Consider the following 17097-nt stretch of genomic DNA (forward strand, 5'->3'; position numbering starts at 1 on the left):
CAACGCCGCCTCAAAGGGAGGAAATACCATGAGCGATTTATTTGAAAAATCCATCAGGACCCTGGAGCTGCCCCGGGTGCTTCAACTTCTCTCCGACCAGGCGGTCTGCGCCGAGGCCAAGGAAAAGGCTCTTCGCGTCCGGCCGGAGATAGAGCCGGAGGAGGTTCTGCGCCTGCTGGACCAGACTGACGCGGCCCGGACCATGATCGGCCTTCACGGAAGCCCATCCTTTTCCGGCGTGAAGCCGGTGGCAGAGGCTCTGGACCGGGCGGACCGGGGCGGCGCGCTGAACACGCGGGAGCTGCTGACCATCGCGGACCTGCTGACCGCCGCCCGCCGGACCAGGGAGTATTTCAACAGTGACGCGGTGGAAAAGACCGCTATTGACCACCTGTTCCTGTCTCTCCACGGCAACCGCTTTTTGGAGGAGAAGATCAAACGGTGCATCACCGACGAGGACACCATCGCCGACGCTGCCAGCACGGAACTGGCGGATATCCGCCGCCATATGCGGGCGGCCCAGGCCAAGAGCCGCCAAATACTGCAAAAGATCATCTCCTCACCCGCCTACGGAAAAATTTTGCAGGAGACCATCATCACCCAGCGGGACGGCCGCTTCGTGGTGCCGGTCAAGGCGGAACACCGGGGGGACCTGCCGGGCCTGGTCCACGACATTTCCTCCTCCGGCGCCACGCTGTTTGTGGAGCCGATGGGCGTCGTCCAGGCCAACAACGAATACATTGAGCTGGAGGCCAAAGAGCAGAAGGAGATCGAGCGCATCCTGGCGGAGCTGTCCGCCGACAGCGCGGCCCACCGGGAGGACATCCAGTGGGACTACGATACCCTGGTGCATCTGGACTTGATCTTCGCCCGGGGGCAGCTCAGCTACCGGATGGACGCAGCGCGGCCGGAGATCCGCCGGGACGGGGCCATCCACCTGCGCAGGGCCCGCCACCCGCTGCTGGACCCTAGAAAGGCGGTGCCCATCGACATTGAGCTGGGCAATACCTTTGACACCCTGGTCATTACCGGTCCCAACACCGGCGGCAAGACCGTCAGCCTAAAGACCCTGGGCCTTCTGACACTGATGACCCAGTGCGGCCTCCATATCCCCGTGGCGGACCGCAGCGCCGTTTCCGTCTATGAGCGGGTCCTGGCGGATATCGGCGACGAGCAGAGCATCGAACAAAACCTGTCCACATTTTCCGCCCATATGGTGAATATCGTGGCTATTTTGGCGGAAGCGGATCAGCGGAGCCTGGTGCTGTTCGATGAGCTGGGGGCAGGCACCGACCCGGTGGAGGGCGCGGCCCTGGCCATCGCCATTATCCAAAACGTCCGGCAGGCGGGGGCCAGGATCGCCGCCACGACCCATTACGCTGAGTTAAAGACCTTCGCCATGACCACTGCGGGGGTGGAAAACGCCTCCTGCGAGTTCGACGTGGAGACCCTCAGCCCCACTTACCGGCTGCTGATCGGCATTCCCGGCAAGTCCAACGCCTTTGCTATCTCCAAGCGGCTGGGCCTGCCGGATCAGGTCATCGAGGCCGCCAAGGTCCAAATGAGCGGCGAGAGCGTCCGCTTTGAGGATGTGCTGACCCAGCTGGAGGCCAAGCGCCAGGCGTTGGAAAAGCGGGAGCAGGAGGCCGAGCGTCTCTATCAGCAGCGTGAGGAGGATGCCCGCAAGGCCCGGGAGTTCCGCCAGCAGATGGAACGGGCCAAGGAGAATGCCCGGGGCCGGGGAGAGGCGGAGGCCAAGCGTATCCTGCGGGACGCCCGGGCCGCAGCCGACCAGGTGTTTGCGGAGCTTTCCGAAATGCGGAAGGCCCAGGCCCGGGCCGAGCGGATGCAGAACGAAAACGACGCCCGGGCGGAGCTGCGGCGGAAGCTGAACGAGGCGGAAGACGCCGTGACCAAACACGACGCCCGCCAGGAGCCGATCCCCAAGCCCAGCCGCCCCATTCGGGCGGGAGATCTGGTGGAGATCCCCGGCGTCCGCCAGCCTGCCGAGGTGGTGTCCGTGGGCAAAGACGGCACCCTGCAATTAAAATCCGGCATTTTGAAGATGAAGGCCAGGGCGGATGAAGTGCGCCTGATCGAGGACGACGAACGGGCAGCCCGGAAAAAGACTGCCGCCGTCCCTGTCCGGCAGAACGCGGACCGGGCTCTGCGGACCTCCGCCGCCCGGGAACTGGATATCCGGGGCCTGGAGACGCTGGAGGCCGAGGGCGTGGTGGAGAATTTCCTCTCCGCCGCCGTCATGGGCCATCTGGACACCGTGACCATCATCCACGGCAAGGGTACCGGCGCCCTGCGAAAGGCCGTCCACGATATCCTCCGCCGGAACAAGGCGGTCAAGGAGTACCGCCTTGGTGTCTACGGCGAAGGCGAGAGCGGTGTCACCGTGGTGACGCTGAAATGAGCCGCCGCCCCGCCGTAAAGCGGTAGGCAAGCATTTTTCATTTGGAAAAGAACTGGCATGGAATTTTAGAAAACAGTCTGTCATAAAAGAAAAAATGAGGTGCCTGATATGCAAGAACTGGAAAAGCAATTCCACATCCACTGCGTTCCCGGCGACGTGGGCCGATACTGCATCCTGCCCGGCGACCCGGGCCGGGTCCCGGCCATCGCCGCGCTGTTTGACGACGCCCGTCCCGTGGCCCAGAATCGGGAGTTCAATGTCTGGACCGGCACGCTGCTGGGGGAGAAGGTGACGGCCTGTTCCACCGGCATCGGCGGCCCTTCCGCCGCCATCGCCATGGAGGAGTTGCACAAGTGCGGCGCGGACACCTTCCTGCGGACCGGCACCTGCGGCGGCATCGACCTGGATGTGCAGTCCGGTGACATCGTGGTGGCCACCGGCGCTATCCGTTATGAGCACACCAGCCTGGAATATGCCCCCATCGAGTTTCCGGCGGTGCCGGACCTGGGCGTCACCAACTGCCTGGCCCAGGCGGCCAAAGATCTGGGGCTGTCTCTCCACACCGGCGTGGTCCAGTGCAAGGACAGCTTTTACGGCCAACACAGCCCAGAGGCGTCTCCAATTTTCTATGAGCTGAAGGCCAAGTGGGAGAGCTGGAAGCGGCTGGGGGTCAAGGCCAGCGAGATGGAGTCCGCCGCCCTGTTCGTGGCGGCGGCGGCCCTGGGCTGTCGCTGCGGCTCCTGCTTCCACGTCATCTGGAACCAGGAGCGGGAGGCCGCCGGACTGGACCAGAAGATGAGCGAGGATACGTCCGCCTCTGTGAAGGTGGCGGTGGAGGCGCTGAAGCTGCTGATTCGGAAGGACCGGGGAGAGTAAGCGGAGACCGGCCGCGTTTCGCACGGAACAGAATATAGATCAAAGCTCCCACATGCGGCTTTGTTTCCGCATGTGGGAGCTTTGATGCGTTGGGGAAGCAGAGATCAGATGTCCGTCCGGAACGGCGGCTGAATACGGATTCTTATGGCTGCGCTTCGCCGTTCTCCTGCTCTTTGAGCTGCTGGAGATAATCCTGTTCCGCCGTCTTCTTGCTGGGAACGAAGCTCAAAGCCGCGTTTTTCTTCCGCCCCTTGCTGCGGGCGTAGAAAAAGCCTGCCACGGAGAACACCACCGCGCCGATGAAATTCACGAACAGGTCCTTCATGGTGTCGATGAGGCCGATATCCAAATAGCCCCCCAGTCCCAGGCTCCTTCCGTTGACGGCCACGTCTTGGATGCCCGGGATGGCGATGACTTTGTTGGTGTTGGTGGTATCCAGCGCCACGGTGTAGATGGCGTGGATGACGGTATCCTTCTGCATGTCCGTGTGGAAGAACCAGTCCATGCTGAACTCGAAAAATTCCCACAGCACGCCGATGGTCATGGAGAAGCAGAAGGCTACCAGCGCCAGAAAGAAGGGGGACAGATCGAAGGTCAGCCGCTCATCGTCATTCAGCAGCAGGACCAGCGAGAAGCCCACCGCCGCAGCCAGGAAGCCGTTGAGGGTATGGAGCATGGTGTCCCAGCCGGGGATGAGCTGGTAAAAGGCGTTGACCTCCCCCAGGATTTCCGCCGCGAAGATGAAGCACAGAATGGTGATCTCCAGCGGCGGCGGCAGCTCGATGTGCAGCTTCACCTGGATCCAGCTGGGAACGTAGAGCAGCAAAATTGTCAGAACGCAGAAGAACGCACCCTCAAAGTTCTGTAACATCATCTGGCGCACCAGCGCCACGATCACCAGGACCCGCAGAGTATAAAATACGATAAAGGAGCTTCTGTGCTCTCGCAGCTCTTTTTCCATGGCCTGACGAAAGTTCCTTTTCTCCCGTTTTTTGACTTGTTTTCGCTCTGCCTTTGTAGCTTTTTTCAAAAATGCCACCTCCTGTGGACAAGATAGACTCTCAATATGTTGTCATCATATCATACAACGGCCCCGCTGACAAGCGGGGCCGTTGTTACATTGCCTGCATGGAACGAGTTTTATACGTGTTTTTTGAGCGGATCATATGGAAATGAGGCGGCACAGACTGTCAGAACGGCGTCCGGAATAATAAACAGCGTCGTATCCATCAGCGCGAACCTCCCTTTTCCAGGCGGATGCATTCCAAAATATAGGCCGTCTGGGCCACGCCCCACACCAGCAATACCGTGAAGGCGGGCAGGGGGCCGAACCCGAAGATGAAGTCCAGCACCACCAGCGCAACCCACAGCACAATAGCCGTTTTGGCCGTCGCATTGTAGGCTTTGTAGGCTGCCTGACCGATCTGCGCTTTTTCCGCCTCGTCGCAGCTTTCAAACCACTTTTTCTGGAATTTCGTGTCATAGATGCTGCCCTGCTTCTCCGGGTTTATCTGGCGGGTCAGATCTACCACCTTCTGTTGGAGCAGCATCGTCAGCACGAGGATCAGAAGGAACAGGACCGTTACGATCAGAGGACTGCCAGGCAGCGTACAGTAGCTGCTGATGGAGATGGAGAAGAGGTTTAAAACCATGGCCAGGCTGCTCCACAGCAGACTCCAGTTCAGAATTCGGTCTGCCGTTTCCAGCGGCTCTTCATTACTGCCATCCCAGCCCTCAAACAGCTCTCTGGCCTTGCGGTAGCGCCGCCAGCTCTCCGCCAGCAGCGCTAGACACACAGCCGGGATGGCCCAGGGCAGAAAGCGGCTCACGATGTGATCCAAGACTTCCCGCACTGCGTCCGACACGCTGGAATACCCCATCCAGCCGGCAAAAAAGCCCAGCACGCCGCCGAACAATGCGGCTCCCAGCAGGATCAGCAGAAACTTTGGCAGGGCCTTGCGGTTGTCCTTTTTTACAGCGTTATTCTCCATGCTTTTCATCCTCCTCATAGGAAAAAATATCTTCGACCGTGACATGGCAGATCCTGGCGATTTTCAGCGCCAGCGTCACCGAGGGGGAGTAGTCCCCCCGCTCGATCTGGCTGATGGTCTGGCGGGACACCCCCGCCAGCGCGCCCATCTCCTGCTGGTTGACCCCAAGCCGTGCCCGGTACTCTTTCAGCCGGTTATACAGCGGCATGTGCTTCACTCCTTCCTTGACAACCTTTTGAGTCAAATTGACAACTATCTTTGTCATTACAATCATAGCAATGACAAAGATAGTTGTCAATAAAAAATTCACAAAACCTCCGGAAATGTTTCCGGAGGTTTTGTGTTCTGCGGCCCTCTCAAAAGCCGCGGCTGATATGCGGCGCCTTGAAGCAGCTATTTTTGCTTGATGTCCGGCGGCGAGTCCCTCCATTTTCGAACAGGGACCCGTTTTTCACCCAGCCGTCTCTTGATGAAGTCCCGGAACAGGGCATACAGCACGGAGCACAAAGGGATAAAGAACAGCATCCCCGCCACGCCCATCAGTTTGCCGCCCAGCGTTACGGCGGCCAGGACCCAGATGGAGGGCAGTCCCACGGAGGACCCCACCACATGGGGATAGATCAAATTGCCCTCCACCTGCTGCAGCACCAGGAAGAGGATAATAAAAAACAACGCCTTCCACGGGTCTGAGACCGCGATCAGCAGCGCACCCACACCGCAGCCGATAAACGCTCCCACGATGGGGATCAAGGCGGTGAGAGAGATCAGTACGCCCACCAGCAGGGCATAGGGCAGGCGGCACAGCGTCATGGCTACCACGAACATGGAGCCCAGGATCACAGCTTCCAGACACTGGCCGGAGAGAAAGCTGGAAAAGGTGCGGTTGGCCAGCCGAAGGATGTCCAGAGCGCGGTCTGCATTCTGCTCCGGCAGCAGGGCATACAGCACCTGCCGCCCCTGGCGGGACAGCTTTTCCTTTTGCAGAAGAATGTAGAAAGAGAAGATCAAACCGATGACAAAGGTGCTTACACCACTGACAACGCCGCCAATCAAACCACTGCCAGAGGAGATCAGGCTGCCGCCCCAGCTCTGGGCCATGGAGATGGCCTTTTGGGACAGGCTCTTCCAGTCGATGGCCAGGCCCTCCAATAGGTCCTGGAGCTGAGGCAGGTACTGCTCCAGCTCCGTCAGCTGCTCCTGGAGCCGCTCAAAGGCGGAGGGGGCCTGGCTGGCGATGGATTTGACTGCGTCCCTAACGCCGGGGCCGATAACGCTGGAGGCCAGCGTCAGCACGGCAGCCACGGCCATCAGGGTCAGTACCAGAGCCAGCGGCCGGCGAAGCTTTACGCTCCGTTTGCCCCGAAGGCTCAGATGCCGCTCAATGGCCCGCATGGGTACGTTCAGTACAAAGGCGATGGCGCCGCCCACCAGAAAGGGCGACAAGATCCCTGCCAACCAGGCGACAGCACCGGCCACCACAGTCAAATGCTGTAAAGCGCAGTAAAAGGCCAGACCGCCGCAGACCACCAGCAGCAGGCTTTTCACCGTTTGTTTATTCCACTCCATTCGGCATTCCTTTCCGGCGGTCCGCCGCCGTTTTTTCTGTGGCGGCTGTCAGCCCTTGCGGTACAGCTCCGCCGCGTGGAGATAGCCCCGGGCGGACTCCCGATTGCCCTCGATCTCCGCCTCTGTCAGGGCGCGGGCCACCTTGGCGGGACTGCCCAGCAGCATGGACCCGGCGGGGGCGTCCATCTTGCCGGTGACCAGCGCCCCGGCCCCCACGATGCAGTCGTCGCCGATCCGGGCGCCGTTCAGCACCACGGCGCCCATGCCGATCAGAACATTGTCCCCCACGGTGCAGCCGTGGACGATGGCGTTGTGGCCGATGGTGCAGCCCGCACCCACGTGGGTTTCCTCATGCAGCACGGCACCGTCCTGGATATTGGTGTTCTCGCCCACGGTGATGGCGCCCTCGTCGCCCCGGAGGACGGCGTTGTACCACACGCTGACTCCGGGGGCCAAAGTCACGTCGCCCGCGACCCTGGCGCCCTCACAGATCAAAACAGCCTCATCGGTCTCTCTCAGTTGATATGCCATGGTTTGTTCCTCCTATGTACGGCGGGACCGGCCCGCCTGTTTGGATTTGTGACTGCCCGCTCAACGGAGGCAGGGGAAAGTGGTCAGATCTCCGGGGCAAAGTTACCGTCCACGAACACCGGCACTTCCCGGTCGTCGTGGGTGGTGCCCACAATAGAGAGGTCCGGTGTGCCCACCATAAAGTCCACATGGGTTATGGAATCGTTGAGGCCCCTGGCCTTCAGCTCCTCCTTGGACATCTCCCGGCCGCCCTTCAGACAAGGGTATGCCTCGCCGAAGGCGATGTGGCAGGCGGCGTTTTCGTCGAACAGGGTGTTGTAAAACAGGATCTTTTGGTTGGAGATGGGGCTGTCATAGGGCACCAGGGCCACCTCGCCGAAAAAGCTGGCTCCCTCGTCCACGCTGACGGCGGCTTTCAGCGCTTCCTCGCCCTTTTCGGCGTGGGCCTCAGTGATCCGGCCATCCCTTACTACAAAGTGGAACTTGTCAATGATAGCGCCGTCGTTTACCAGGGGCATAGCAGAGTACACCACGCCATTGACGCCGGTCTTGAGAGGGGCCGTGAAGATCTCCTCTGTGGGGATGTTGGCGATGAAGGTCTGGCCGGAGCGGGTCACGTCGTCGCCTGCCTCCCAGATATGGTCTTCCGGCAGCTCCACCGTCAGGTCGGTGCCCAGAGAGTTGGTGTAGTGCAGGGATTTGAAGTTCAAAGCGTTCAGCTTTTCCATCCGCTCATGGAGGGTCGCCAGATGGGCCTCCCACTTTTCCACCGCTTTGCCGTCGCCGCTGATGCGGACGGCGGAGAAGATGGCGTCCCACAGCTTTTCCATAGCTTCGTCCGCACTGGAATCGGAGAACACGGTCCCGGCCCAGCTGGGAATGGGGATGGAGGCGATGCACCAGGGGAAGCCGCTGCACATCTGCAGGCGGTCGAAATCCTTCAGAGCCTTGCCGCTGGCCTGCTGGGCGCGGATGATGCGGCCGGTGTCAACCCCTTTGAAATTCTCCGGGTCGGAGGCGGAGATGGCCAGATAGGCCGCGCCCTCCAGGGCGTGGTCGTTGAAAAAGTGGCGCCGCCACAGGGGGACCTCGTCAAAGATCTCGTCGCCGGCGTGGAGGTATTTCAGCCGGGCCATGGCGTCGTCATGCCAGTTCATGACAACCTCTTTGCAGCCGGCGGCGTAGGCCTCCTCGGCGCACATCCGGGCGAAGTAGGCGCACTCCACCGGGGAGGAGATCACCAGCCGCTGGCCCTTCTGCACATGCAGGCCGATCCGCACCAGCAGCTGGGCGTATTCTTTCAGTTTTGCTTCCATCAAGTTCAGAACTTCCTTTCTTTGGGCGTTGCTTTAAACCCCAGCGGACAAAGGGCAACACGCCTGCCAGCGGCTAAAATCAACGCTGGCGGCATCATCGTCCTGGGTGGGCGTTAGGCAGCGAGGATAACGCCGCCAGCCGCTCAAGATGCCCCGAAAAACCGCGTTTCCCTTTGTCCACTGAGGGTATGATGTGTTATTTTAAAATATTTTACCACGGTTGTAAAGAAAAGGAGGGCGGGATTTCCAAAACGTTCATGATTTGCGATCCTTCCGCAGGCTGATGAGGGTCCCATTCAGCTCCGCTCCCATGATCAAAGTCACGGCGGTGAGATTCAGCCAGATCAGCAGCACGATCACTGTGCCGATGGAGCCGTACAGCAGGGAGTAGTGGGCGATATGTTCCACATACCAGGCGTACAGCCAGGAGAGGATCAGCCAGGCTCCCAGGGCCGCCAGGGTGCCGGGCCAGATGTTCCGCCAGGGCTGGCGGCTGTCCTGGGCCAGGGCATACAGAAAGAAGAGTGCGAAATAGCCGGCCACCGCCACTGCCGGAAAGCGCAGCCGCGCCCATAGCTCCGCCACAAAGACCGGCAGGCGGAAGTGGACCACTGCGTAGGTCAGCAGCCGGTCTCCCACCGTCATCAGCACCAGCGTCAGGGCGATGGCGACGATCAGCAGCACTGTGTACAGCAAGGTCTTTAACCAGTGGCCTACCGCCTCTCTCGGAGGACCCAGGTGATAGGCAGTCCGCACGGCCCGCATCAGGGCGTTGGCGGCCCGCATGGGAAAGTAGATGGAAAAGACCAGGCCGAACACCAGCAGCTGGGGGCTGGGATCCTGGCCCACATAGGTCAGGTAGACATCCAGCACCTCCACTACCGTCTCCGGCATGAATTCCCCCAGCACCTGCAAAATGCCCGCCACGTCCAGCCGCAGCAGGCCCAGCAGGGCGCTGATGAAGATCATCAGCGGAAACATGGTGAACAGCAGGTAAAACGCCAGTGCGGCCCCCTGGATACCCACATTATGCCGCATGAACCGCCGGGCCATCAGATACAGGCCCCGGAGGAAGCGGTTCTTCGGCGGAGTTGAAAACTTCATGAGGACTCCTTTCTGCCAATTAGGAATGAAGCATTAGGAATGAGGAATTGCCGGCTTCGCCGGCCGCGTTCTTCCAGTTCTCCGTGAAGGACAGATAAGGGGAAATTCCTGATCCCTCATTTCTAATTCCTAATTTCTAATGGTCACTCCCAGTTTGCCCACACATCGGGACAATAGCCCACCGTGGCCTCTTTGCCGTTGCGGACGATGGGGGTCATGAACAGCTCTGGATGCTCCAGCAGTTTTTCCTCTTGGGCGTCTGGCGTGATGTAGGCCATGAACAGGTCCTCGTAGGCCCGGCATTTGGTGTTCACCAGGGCAGAAAATCCCACTTTTTGCTTGACGGACTGGTACTCCCGGGGGGATAATCCCTTTGAAGGGACGTCGATATACTGGTATTTGATGCGGCGCTCCTTGAACCAGCGCTCCGCTTTTTTTGTGTCGAAGGATTTGGAGGAACCGAAGATCTGAATATTCATGGAAAATCTCCTTTTGTGAAGTGTGGGTTAGCTGTATGGAACGTGCTTTGCGGCGGGCCTTGCCTTTTGTGTGAACATGAGACTTTCCGGTACGGTGCCCGGGCGAGCTGCTGCTCTGGTCCACAGAATTGGCCGTATCTACTATACATGTTAAGGAGGGAGTTAAATGACGGAAACAGTCAAAAAATTAAAAGAGTGGGTCGATGGCTCCGACAACATCGTTTTTTTCGGTGGGGCGGGGGTCAGCACGGAATCCGGCATTCCGGATTTCCGCAGCACCGGCGGCCTGTACCACCAGGAATGGAAATATCCGCCTGAGGTCATTTTAAGCCATACCTTCTACGAAAGCAACCCCGAAGAATTTTTCCGATTTTACCGGGCCAAGCTGCTGGCCCCCGGCGCCAAGCCCAATGCCGCCCACTACAAGCTGGCGGAGTGGGAGGCACAGGGGAAGCTGAAGGCAGTCGTGACCCAGAATATCGACGGTTTGCACCAGGCCGCCGGCAGCAGGCGTGTTCTGGAGCTGCACGGCAGCGTACACCGGAACTACTGTGAGCGATGCGGAAAGTTTTACGGCTTTGACTTCATGCTCCACAGCCAGGGCGTGCCCCGCTGTGCATGCGGCGGTCCCATCAAGCCGGACGTGGTGCTGTATGAGGAGGGGCTGGACCAGCAGACGCTGAGCGATGCCGTCCAGGCCATTGCCGAGGCGGATATGCTCATCATCGGCGGCACCTCCCTGAATGTCTACCCTGCCGCCGGACTCATCAACTACTACCGGGGCCGCAAGCTGGTGCTGATCAACAAGTCCGCGGTGGCCCGAGACCTGGCCGCCGGACTGGTCATCACCGAGCCGATCGGCGAGGTACTGTCCCAGCTGTGATCCGCAGAGCAGCGGCGCCGCGCCCGGGCGGTGCCGCTTTTTCATGCCCTCCTCGGCGAAAATGCAAGAAAATATTTTATTCATGCAAAATTGAGAAAAAATTCCCGATTTTTCTGGCATAGTTGCCATTGAATATGAAAGAAAAACGTGTTAAGATTGCATTACACTTGAATGTCGGCGCTGAAAGGAGCCTTCTGCTATGATCTGGAAAGAAAATCGGGAAAACGCCTACTGTGAGATAACCCCTGCTATTCTGTCTTTGAAGGAGCAGTGGGAGAAGAAAAACTACATCGACCCGAGGCTGTATAAGGAATACAACGTCAAGCGGGGACTTCGGGACGAGGATGGCAGAGGCGTTTTGACCGGTCTGACCCGGGTCGCGGAGATCCAATCCTACAACGTGACGGCTGACGGCGCGGCAGAGCGGATCACCCCCGCAGACGGCGTGCTGTACTACCGAGGCATCGACTGCCGGGAGATCGTTCGAGGCTCCGCAGGGCGGGGACGCTTCGCTTTTGAAGAGGCGGCCTACCTGCTGCTGTTCGGCGAGCTGCCCACCGCGGAGCAGCTGCAGGATTTCTGCGTGCAGCTGGCCTCCTACCGCACGCTGCCCACCAACTTTTTCCGGGACGTCATCATGAAAGCGCCCCCCAGGGATCTGATGAACACCATGCAGCGGGGCGTCCTGACCCTGTTCTGCTACGACGACAAGCCCAACGACATCGGCCCGGAAAACGTGCTGCGGCAGTGTTTGCAGCTGACGGCCAACATGCCGGTGCTGGCTATCTACGCCTATCAGGCCTGGCGGTACAGCCAGGGGGAGAGTTTGTTCATTCATGTGCCGAAGCCGGAGCTGTCCACGGCGGAGAATTTCCTGCGGATGCTTCGGGAGGACCGGCACTACACCGAGCTGGAGGCCCGAGTCCTGGACGTGGCTCTGGTGCTCCACGCCGACCACGGCGGCGGCAACAACTCCACTTTCACCAACCATGTGGTCACCTCCTCCGGCACGGACACCTACTCCGCCATCTCTGCCGCCATGGCCTCCTTGAAGGGCCCCCGCCACGGCGGCGCCAACAGCAAGGTCATGGCCATGATGGATGACATCAAGACCCACGTCAAAGACTGGGATGACGAGGGCTGTGTGGCGGATTACCTGACCCGGATGCTGAACAAGGACGCCTTTGACCGCAGCGGCCTGATCTACGGCCTGGGCCACGCCGTGTATACCCGGACGGACCCCCGGTGCGAGGTGTTCCGGGATTACGTCCAGCGGCTGGCCAGGGAAAAGGGCCGGGATCGGGAACTGGCTCTGTACGCCAATGTGGAAAAGGTCGGAAAGGAACTGCTGATGGCCCGGCAGCACAAGCAGGCCATCTCCACCAATATCGACTTTTACAGCGGCTTCGTCTATGAGATGCTGGGGCTGCCCATGGAGCTGTACACCCCGCTTTTTGCCGTGGCCCGTATCGCCGGCTGGAGTGCCCACCGCATGGAGGAGCTGAGCGTGGGCGGCAAGCTGATCCGGCCCCGGTACGAGTGCGTGGAGGAGCACCGCGGCTATGTCCCCATGGAAAACCGGTGAAGATCCCACTTCCTGGGCGGTCAAACCGCCCAGGAAAATTTTTGACAAAATTTTTTAAAGAAACGGAAATTTCATCTTGACAGACGAACAGGTTCTGGCTATAATAATCAAGCAGTCTTTTCCGGGGGACAGTCATTTGCGGCTGTGCTGGAACTGGTAGACAGGCCAGCTTGAGGTGCTGGTGTCAATTCGACGTGTGGGTTCAAGTCCCGTCAGCCGCACCAATTTCCTCTTGAAAGACTTCAGAAAATGCGCGCGAGTGGTGGAATTGGCAGACTCGCTAGATTCAGGTTCTAGTGTCCTTTACGGACGTGCGGGTTCAAGTCCCGCCTCGCGCACCAGCTTGAAACATGGACTCCGCCGCAGGCGGCGGGGTCCGTCTTTCAGGACTTTTCTGAAAAGTACATATCGATACGCGCGAGTGGTGGAATTGGCAGACTCGCTAGATTCAGGTTCTAGTGTCCTTTACGGACGTGCGGGTTCAAGTCCCGCCTCGCGCACCAAAAGGAAAAGACAGGCATAGCCTGTCTTTTCCTTTTGGTGCTTTCCCATTTTGCACCTGGCAAAATGGGCTGCGGCGGCGGGCGGAAGACCGTGGGAATTTGACATCCCGCGTTCCCTCGCCTATAATAGACACAACAGGGGGCGGTGTCATGACGTTTCAGCAATTGACCTACGTGGTGGAGATCTCCCGGTGCGGCTCCATCAACAAGGCGGCGCACAAGCTGTTTTTGTCCCAATCCGGCATCTCTACCGCGGTGCGGGAGCTGGAGGAGGAACTGGGCATCCAGTTTTTCGTCCGCAGCAACCGGGGCGTGGAGTTCACACCGGAGGGCAAGGAATTCCTCAGCTACGCGATGTCCCTGCTGGAGCAGAAGCAGCGTATCGAGAGCCTGTATGGCGAGGGACGAAATGCCGCCGCACCGGTCCGCTTTTCCGTATCGACCCAGCGCTATCCCTTCACCGAGGATGCCTTCCTGCGGATGCTCCGCACGGCGGAGGACAACCGCTACCGCTACTCCATCAAGGAGACCGGGATGGATGCCGTGATCGATGACGTATACGACCACCGGGCGGACGTCGGCATCATTTTTCTCACGGAGCTGACGGAGAAAATGATTCGCCGTCTGCTGGACGCCCGGGAGCTGGATTTTCATGAGGTGGCAGCCGTGGCGCCCTGCGTCTATCTCCGCAAGGGCCATCCTCTGGCGGGACGGCCGGAGGTGACGGAGTCAGATCTGGAGGGCTATCCCTATGTGTCCTTCGAACACGCCCAGGGCGTGGCCGCGGATTTTTCCGAGGAATATCCTGAGCTGACGTTAAAGCGGCCTGACCGCTGCATCAGCGTGAACAACCGGGCCACCATGATGAACGTGCTGGCGCAGACCGACGCCTTCACCACCGGCAGCGGACTGCTGGTGGAGAGCGTCATCAGCCAGGCAGTGGTCACGGTGCCGCTGGCGGCCAAGAGCGATGTCCGCATCGGCTGGATCGCGCCCCGGGGCCGGAAGCCTTCTCCTCAGATCGAATCGTTCGTCCGTCTGCTGGAGGCTTCCGTGGCGGATTCCATCCGCTTTACCCAGCGGCTCCACCAGTCCCTGGCGGAACGAAACTAAAAAGCAGAGCGCCGGCATCGCCGGCGCTCTTTGCGTTATTCCTCTGTTTCCCGTATGGCCTTTTTTTCGGCTACGCCGGACTCCGCCGTGTCATATTCCCAGTTCCAGGGGTCTCTGCGGCATGTGCCGTCCGCGTAGGGGACAAAGATGGACAGCAGGCCGAAGGCCGCCAGGATCCAGCAGTACCACATATAGGGCACGATCGCCACCGGGCTCATTTCGATCTGGAAGATCTCCGTGGTCAGCGTGGCGGCGGTGAGGAGCTGCGCGCCGTAGGGCAGCAGGCCCTGGAACACGCAGGAGAACACGTCCAGCAGGGAGGCCGCCCGGCGGGGATCCACCCGGTACTCCCGGCTCACGTCCTTGGCCACATTGCCGCTGACGATGATGGCCACGGTGTTGTTGGCGGTGGCGCAGTCCGCAAGGGACACCATGGCGGCGATGCCCACTTGGGCGGATCTGTGGCCCCGGATCATACGGCGCAGCTTTTCCATGAGCCAGACGATGCCGCCGTTGTGAGCGATCAGCTCCGACAGTCCGCCGCAGAACAGGGCCAGGAAGAAGATCTCGCTCATGCCGGTGAAGCCGTTCCAAATGGCCTGAGCAAAGGTGAAGATCGTCAGATCTCCGCCGAGCATACCGATGATCCCGGCACCGAAAATGCCGATGGTCAGGGTCAAAAACACGTTGACTCCCGCCAGGGCCAGCCCCAGCACCGCCACATAGGGCAGTACCTTGACGATGCTGAAGGACAGGTCGCCCATCTCGGCGGCGGCCTCCGGCCGCCCCACCACCAGCAGCACCAGGGCAGTGATGACAGCGGCGGGCAGGGCGATGAGGAAGTTGACCCGGAACTTGTCCCGCAGGGCGCAGCCTTGGGTCCGGGTGGCGGCGATGGTGGTGTCGGAGATCATGGACAGGTTGTCGCCGAACATGGCACCGCCCACGCAGGCACCCAGCAGCAGAGGAATGCTGAGGCCGCTCTTGTCCGCCACGCCCACGGCGATGGGGACGATGGCGGTGATGGTGCCCATGGAGGTGCCGGTGGCAGTGCCCATGAAGGCGGAGATAATGAACACGCCCACCGCCAGCAGCGGCACCGGCACGATGCTGAGACCCAGATTCACGGTGGAGTCCACGCCGCCCATGGCCTTGGCCACCGTGGAGAAGGCCCCTGCCAGGATGTAGATCATCAGCATGGTCAGCACGTTCTCATTGGCTGCGCCCCGGGCAAAGATGGCGAATTTTTCGTCGATGCTCCCCCTGCCCATGCAGAAGGATGCCAGCACGGCGATGAACATGGCAGTGACGGAGGGGAACTGGTAGAAGGCCATTTCAACCCCCTGGGCCTGCAGGATCAGTCCAGCACCCAGATAGATGGTGATAAAGATCAGAAATGGCAGCAGCGCCAGACCGCTGCCCCGCTTATTGCGCTCGTGCTCCATAATAAGCTCCTCCTCGTCTTCTTGTACACGGATGATTATATCAGCATCTCCTGGGATATGGCAACCCGTTTTCCCGCTTTTATGGGAGAACATTGACTTTTTCCTCCATTTCGGCTATGCTGGCTTTACCCGCTGAGGGTATGTTCGATCCAAAGAGGAGGAAGTTTTGATATGTCCGATCTCAATGAACTGCTGAAACGCTCCGTCGGGTCCGTCTCCCTGGGGGACGTCCTGACAGCAGTCATTACCCTGCTGGTGTGCATGGTGGTCATCCGGGTGCTGCTGAAGCTGATCCGCAGGCTGCTGGCAAAATCCAAACTGGACAGCAGGGTGCAGAAATATGTGTTCTCCGGCGTGAAGCTGCTGCTGTATCTCGTCGCCGCCATCATCGTGGTGGGGAGCCTGGGGATCGATATGACCTCTCTGGTGGCGCTGCTGTCTGTGGCCTCCCTGGGCATAACCCTGGCGGCGGAGGACGTGCTGGCCAATGTAGCCGGCGGGCTGGTGCTCCTGTCCTCCCATCCCTTTGCCATTGGGGACTTCATTGAGGTCGCCGGCACCAGCGGCACAGTGGAGGAGATCTCCTTGAACCACACCAAACTGATAACCGCCGACGGGCTGCTGGTGATGCTGCCCAACAAATCCCTGGCGGATTCCCAGGTGACCAACTATACCGCTCTGGGCCGCCGCCGGGTGGTCCAGAAGGTCACCGCCTCCTATGACGCTCCCACGGAAAAGGTGAAGGACACCTGCCAAAAGGCGCTGGAGATGACGGACAAGGTGCTGGCGGACCCCGCCCCGGCGGTGTGGCTGACCCAATATGGTGACAGCTCCATTGAGTACACGGTGTACTGCTGGGCCGCCGCTGGAGACTACTGGGATGTGTATTTCGCCCTGGGCGAGCACCTGCGGACTGCTTTTGCGGAGAATGGTGTGGAGATGACTTACGACCACCTGAACGTACACATTGTAGAAAACCGTGGTTGACAAATGGGCGGCGGCCCACTATAATACAGTTTAAAGCGATGATGGAGAGGGACGGGGAGACGGACCTTCAGAGAGCCGGCGGGCGGTGTGAGCCGGCGGAAAGTGTCCCCAGGTCCTATGGCTCCTGAGCCGGGGGTTCGAGGGCGCATGCGTCGGTAGGGCCGCCCCGTGTACGCCGCGTCAGTGCGAAAGGGTTGATGGACCCTGTAAGGGGCGCCGCACCGTGAGGACGGCGCAATTTGAGTGGTACCGCGGAAGCCAGATCCGGCTTTCGTCTCAAAGAAACACTTTGGGAC

Annotated in this window: 15 protein-coding genes and 3 tRNA genes; 9 read left to right on the forward strand and 9 right to left on the reverse strand. The window is 60.1% G+C overall.

The annotated features are described in order from the left end of the window. Window positions 1–28 precede the first annotated feature (28 nt). Together Q0Z69_RS08220 and udp are read left to right on the forward strand one after the other, a co-directional pair. Window positions 29–2422 (forward strand): endonuclease MutS2, encoded by a 2394-nt coding sequence (locus Q0Z69_RS08220; protein ID WP_298031949.1) that lies wholly within the window; start codon window positions 29–31, stop codon window positions 2420–2422. A 108-nt stretch (window positions 2423–2530) separates the two neighbouring features. After that, window positions 2531–3298, forward strand: a complete 768-nt coding sequence (gene udp, locus Q0Z69_RS08225; RefSeq protein ID WP_298031951.1) for a uridine phosphorylase — start codon at window positions 2531–2533, stop codon at window positions 3296–3298. 142 nt (window positions 3299–3440) lie between these two features. On the opposite strand, the gene Q0Z69_RS08230 is transcribed toward udp, so the two are convergent. From Q0Z69_RS08230 to Q0Z69_RS08265, 8 genes are all read right to left on the reverse strand, one after another. Next, a complete protein-coding gene (locus Q0Z69_RS08230; RefSeq protein WP_367272269.1) occupies window positions 3441–4328 on the reverse strand; it encodes a hypothetical protein in 888 nt (295 codons plus the stop codon). Window positions 4329–4527: 199 nt separating this feature from the next. Beyond that, a complete protein-coding gene (locus Q0Z69_RS08235; RefSeq protein ID WP_298031954.1) occupies window positions 4528–5289 on the reverse strand; it encodes a DUF3169 family protein in 762 nt (253 codons plus the stop codon). After that, the gene (locus tag Q0Z69_RS08240) at window positions 5279–5497 is read right to left on the reverse strand and encodes a helix-turn-helix transcriptional regulator (protein ID WP_298031957.1); all 219 of its coding nucleotides are present in this window, start codon (window positions 5495–5497) and stop codon (window positions 5279–5281) included. Before Q0Z69_RS08240 ends, Q0Z69_RS08235 begins: the two co-directional genes overlap by 11 nt. 185 nt (window positions 5498–5682) lie before the next feature. Next, the gene (locus Q0Z69_RS08245; protein ID WP_298031959.1) at window positions 5683–6855 is read right to left on the reverse strand and encodes an AI-2E family transporter; all 1173 of its coding nucleotides are present in this window, start codon (window positions 6853–6855) and stop codon (window positions 5683–5685) included. Window positions 6856–6903: 48 nt separating this feature from the next. After that, window positions 6904–7386: a gamma carbonic anhydrase family protein gene (locus Q0Z69_RS08250; protein WP_298031962.1), complete on the reverse strand. Its 483-nt coding sequence runs from the start codon at window positions 7384–7386 to the stop codon at window positions 6904–6906. An 83-nt stretch (window positions 7387–7469) separates the two neighbouring features. Further along, a complete protein-coding gene (locus tag Q0Z69_RS08255; protein WP_298032018.1) occupies window positions 7470–8711 on the reverse strand; it encodes an aminopeptidase in 1242 nt (413 codons plus the stop codon). Window positions 8712–8957: 246 nt separating this feature from the next. Continuing rightward, a complete protein-coding gene (locus Q0Z69_RS08260; protein ID WP_298031965.1) occupies window positions 8958–9806 on the reverse strand; it encodes a YihY/virulence factor BrkB family protein in 849 nt (282 codons plus the stop codon). 143 nt (window positions 9807–9949) lie between these two features. Then, entirely contained in the window at window positions 9950–10285 is a 336-nt protein-coding gene (locus Q0Z69_RS08265) for an arsenate reductase family protein (protein ID WP_298031968.1), read from the reverse strand. 166 nt (window positions 10286–10451) lie between these two features. Here Q0Z69_RS08265 and Q0Z69_RS08270 point away from each other — a divergent pair, with 166 nt between their 5' ends. The 6 genes from Q0Z69_RS08270 (at window position 10452) to Q0Z69_RS08295 (ending at window position 14369) form a co-directional block, all read left to right on the forward strand. Continuing rightward, window positions 10452–11168 carry an NAD-dependent protein deacylase gene (locus Q0Z69_RS08270; protein ID WP_298031970.1) on the forward strand — a complete coding sequence of 239 codons (717 nt, stop codon included), beginning with the start codon at window positions 10452–10454 and terminating at the stop codon, window positions 11166–11168. A gap of 199 nt (window positions 11169–11367) precedes the next feature. Then, window positions 11368–12753, forward strand: a complete 1386-nt coding sequence (locus Q0Z69_RS08275; RefSeq protein WP_298031972.1) for a citrate/2-methylcitrate synthase — start codon at window positions 11368–11370, stop codon at window positions 12751–12753. Between the two features lie 138 nt (window positions 12754–12891). After that, window positions 12892–12977, forward strand: a tRNA-Leu gene (locus Q0Z69_RS08280). 29 nt (window positions 12978–13006) lie between these two features. Further along, a tRNA-Leu gene (locus tag Q0Z69_RS08285) sits at window positions 13007–13094 on the forward strand. Between the two features lie 74 nt (window positions 13095–13168). Then, window positions 13169–13256, forward strand: a tRNA-Leu gene (locus Q0Z69_RS08290). A gap of 150 nt (window positions 13257–13406) precedes the next feature. After that, complete coding sequence (locus Q0Z69_RS08295) at window positions 13407–14369, forward strand: LysR family transcriptional regulator (protein ID WP_298031973.1); 963 nt, start codon at window positions 13407–13409, stop codon at window positions 14367–14369. Between the two features lie 35 nt (window positions 14370–14404). Here the strand turns inward: Q0Z69_RS08295 and Q0Z69_RS08300 are convergent, their stop codons facing one another. Then, entirely contained in the window at window positions 14405–15814 is a 1410-nt protein-coding gene (locus Q0Z69_RS08300) for a Na+/H+ antiporter NhaC family protein (protein ID WP_298031975.1), read from the reverse strand. 171 nt (window positions 15815–15985) lie between these two features. Here Q0Z69_RS08300 and Q0Z69_RS08305 point away from each other — a divergent pair, with 171 nt between their 5' ends. Then, on the forward strand, window positions 15986–16801 hold the full coding sequence (locus Q0Z69_RS08305; RefSeq protein WP_298031978.1) for a mechanosensitive ion channel family protein: 816 nt from the start codon (window positions 15986–15988) through the stop codon (window positions 16799–16801). The last annotated feature ends 296 nt before the right edge of the window (window positions 16802–17097 follow it).

The organism is uncultured Dysosmobacter sp., assembly GCF_947631165.1.
Lineage (GTDB): Bacteria > Bacillota > Clostridia > Oscillospirales > Oscillospiraceae > Oscillibacter.

Excerpts from the sequence above, each read along its gene's own strand:
- Q0Z69_RS08245 (WP_298031959.1), bottom strand. The coding sequence starts at position 6,855 with ATGGAGTGGAATAAACAAACGGTGAAAAGCCTGCTGCTGGTGGTCTGC.
- Q0Z69_RS08305 (WP_298031978.1), top strand. The coding sequence starts at position 15,986 with ATGTCCGATCTCAATGAACTGCTGAAACGCTCCGTCGGGTCCGTCTCC.
- Q0Z69_RS08265 (WP_298031968.1), bottom strand. The coding sequence starts at position 10,285 with ATGAATATTCAGATCTTCGGTTCCTCCAAATCCTTCGACACAAAAAAA.
- Q0Z69_RS08295 (WP_298031973.1), top strand. The coding sequence starts at position 13,407 with ATGACGTTTCAGCAATTGACCTACGTGGTGGAGATCTCCCGGTGCGGC.
- Q0Z69_RS08250 (WP_298031962.1), bottom strand. The coding sequence starts at position 7,386 with ATGGCATATCAACTGAGAGAGACCGATGAGGCTGTTTTGATCTGTGAG.
- Q0Z69_RS08270 (WP_298031970.1), top strand. The coding sequence starts at position 10,452 with ATGACGGAAACAGTCAAAAAATTAAAAGAGTGGGTCGATGGCTCCGAC.
- Q0Z69_RS08260 (WP_298031965.1), bottom strand. The coding sequence starts at position 9,806 with ATGAAGTTTTCAACTCCGCCGAAGAACCGCTTCCTCCGGGGCCTGTAT.
- Q0Z69_RS08235 (WP_298031954.1), bottom strand. The coding sequence starts at position 5,289 with ATGGAGAATAACGCTGTAAAAAAGGACAACCGCAAGGCCCTGCCAAAG.
- Q0Z69_RS08240 (WP_298031957.1), bottom strand. The coding sequence starts at position 5,497 with ATGCCGCTGTATAACCGGCTGAAAGAGTACCGGGCACGGCTTGGGGTC.
- Q0Z69_RS08300 (WP_298031975.1), bottom strand. The coding sequence starts at position 15,814 with ATGGAGCACGAGCGCAATAAGCGGGGCAGCGGTCTGGCGCTGCTGCCA.
- Q0Z69_RS08275 (WP_298031972.1), top strand. The coding sequence starts at position 11,368 with ATGATCTGGAAAGAAAATCGGGAAAACGCCTACTGTGAGATAACCCCT.
- udp (WP_298031951.1), top strand. The coding sequence starts at position 2,531 with ATGCAAGAACTGGAAAAGCAATTCCACATCCACTGCGTTCCCGGCGAC.
- Q0Z69_RS08220 (WP_298031949.1), top strand. The coding sequence starts at position 29 with ATGAGCGATTTATTTGAAAAATCCATCAGGACCCTGGAGCTGCCCCGG.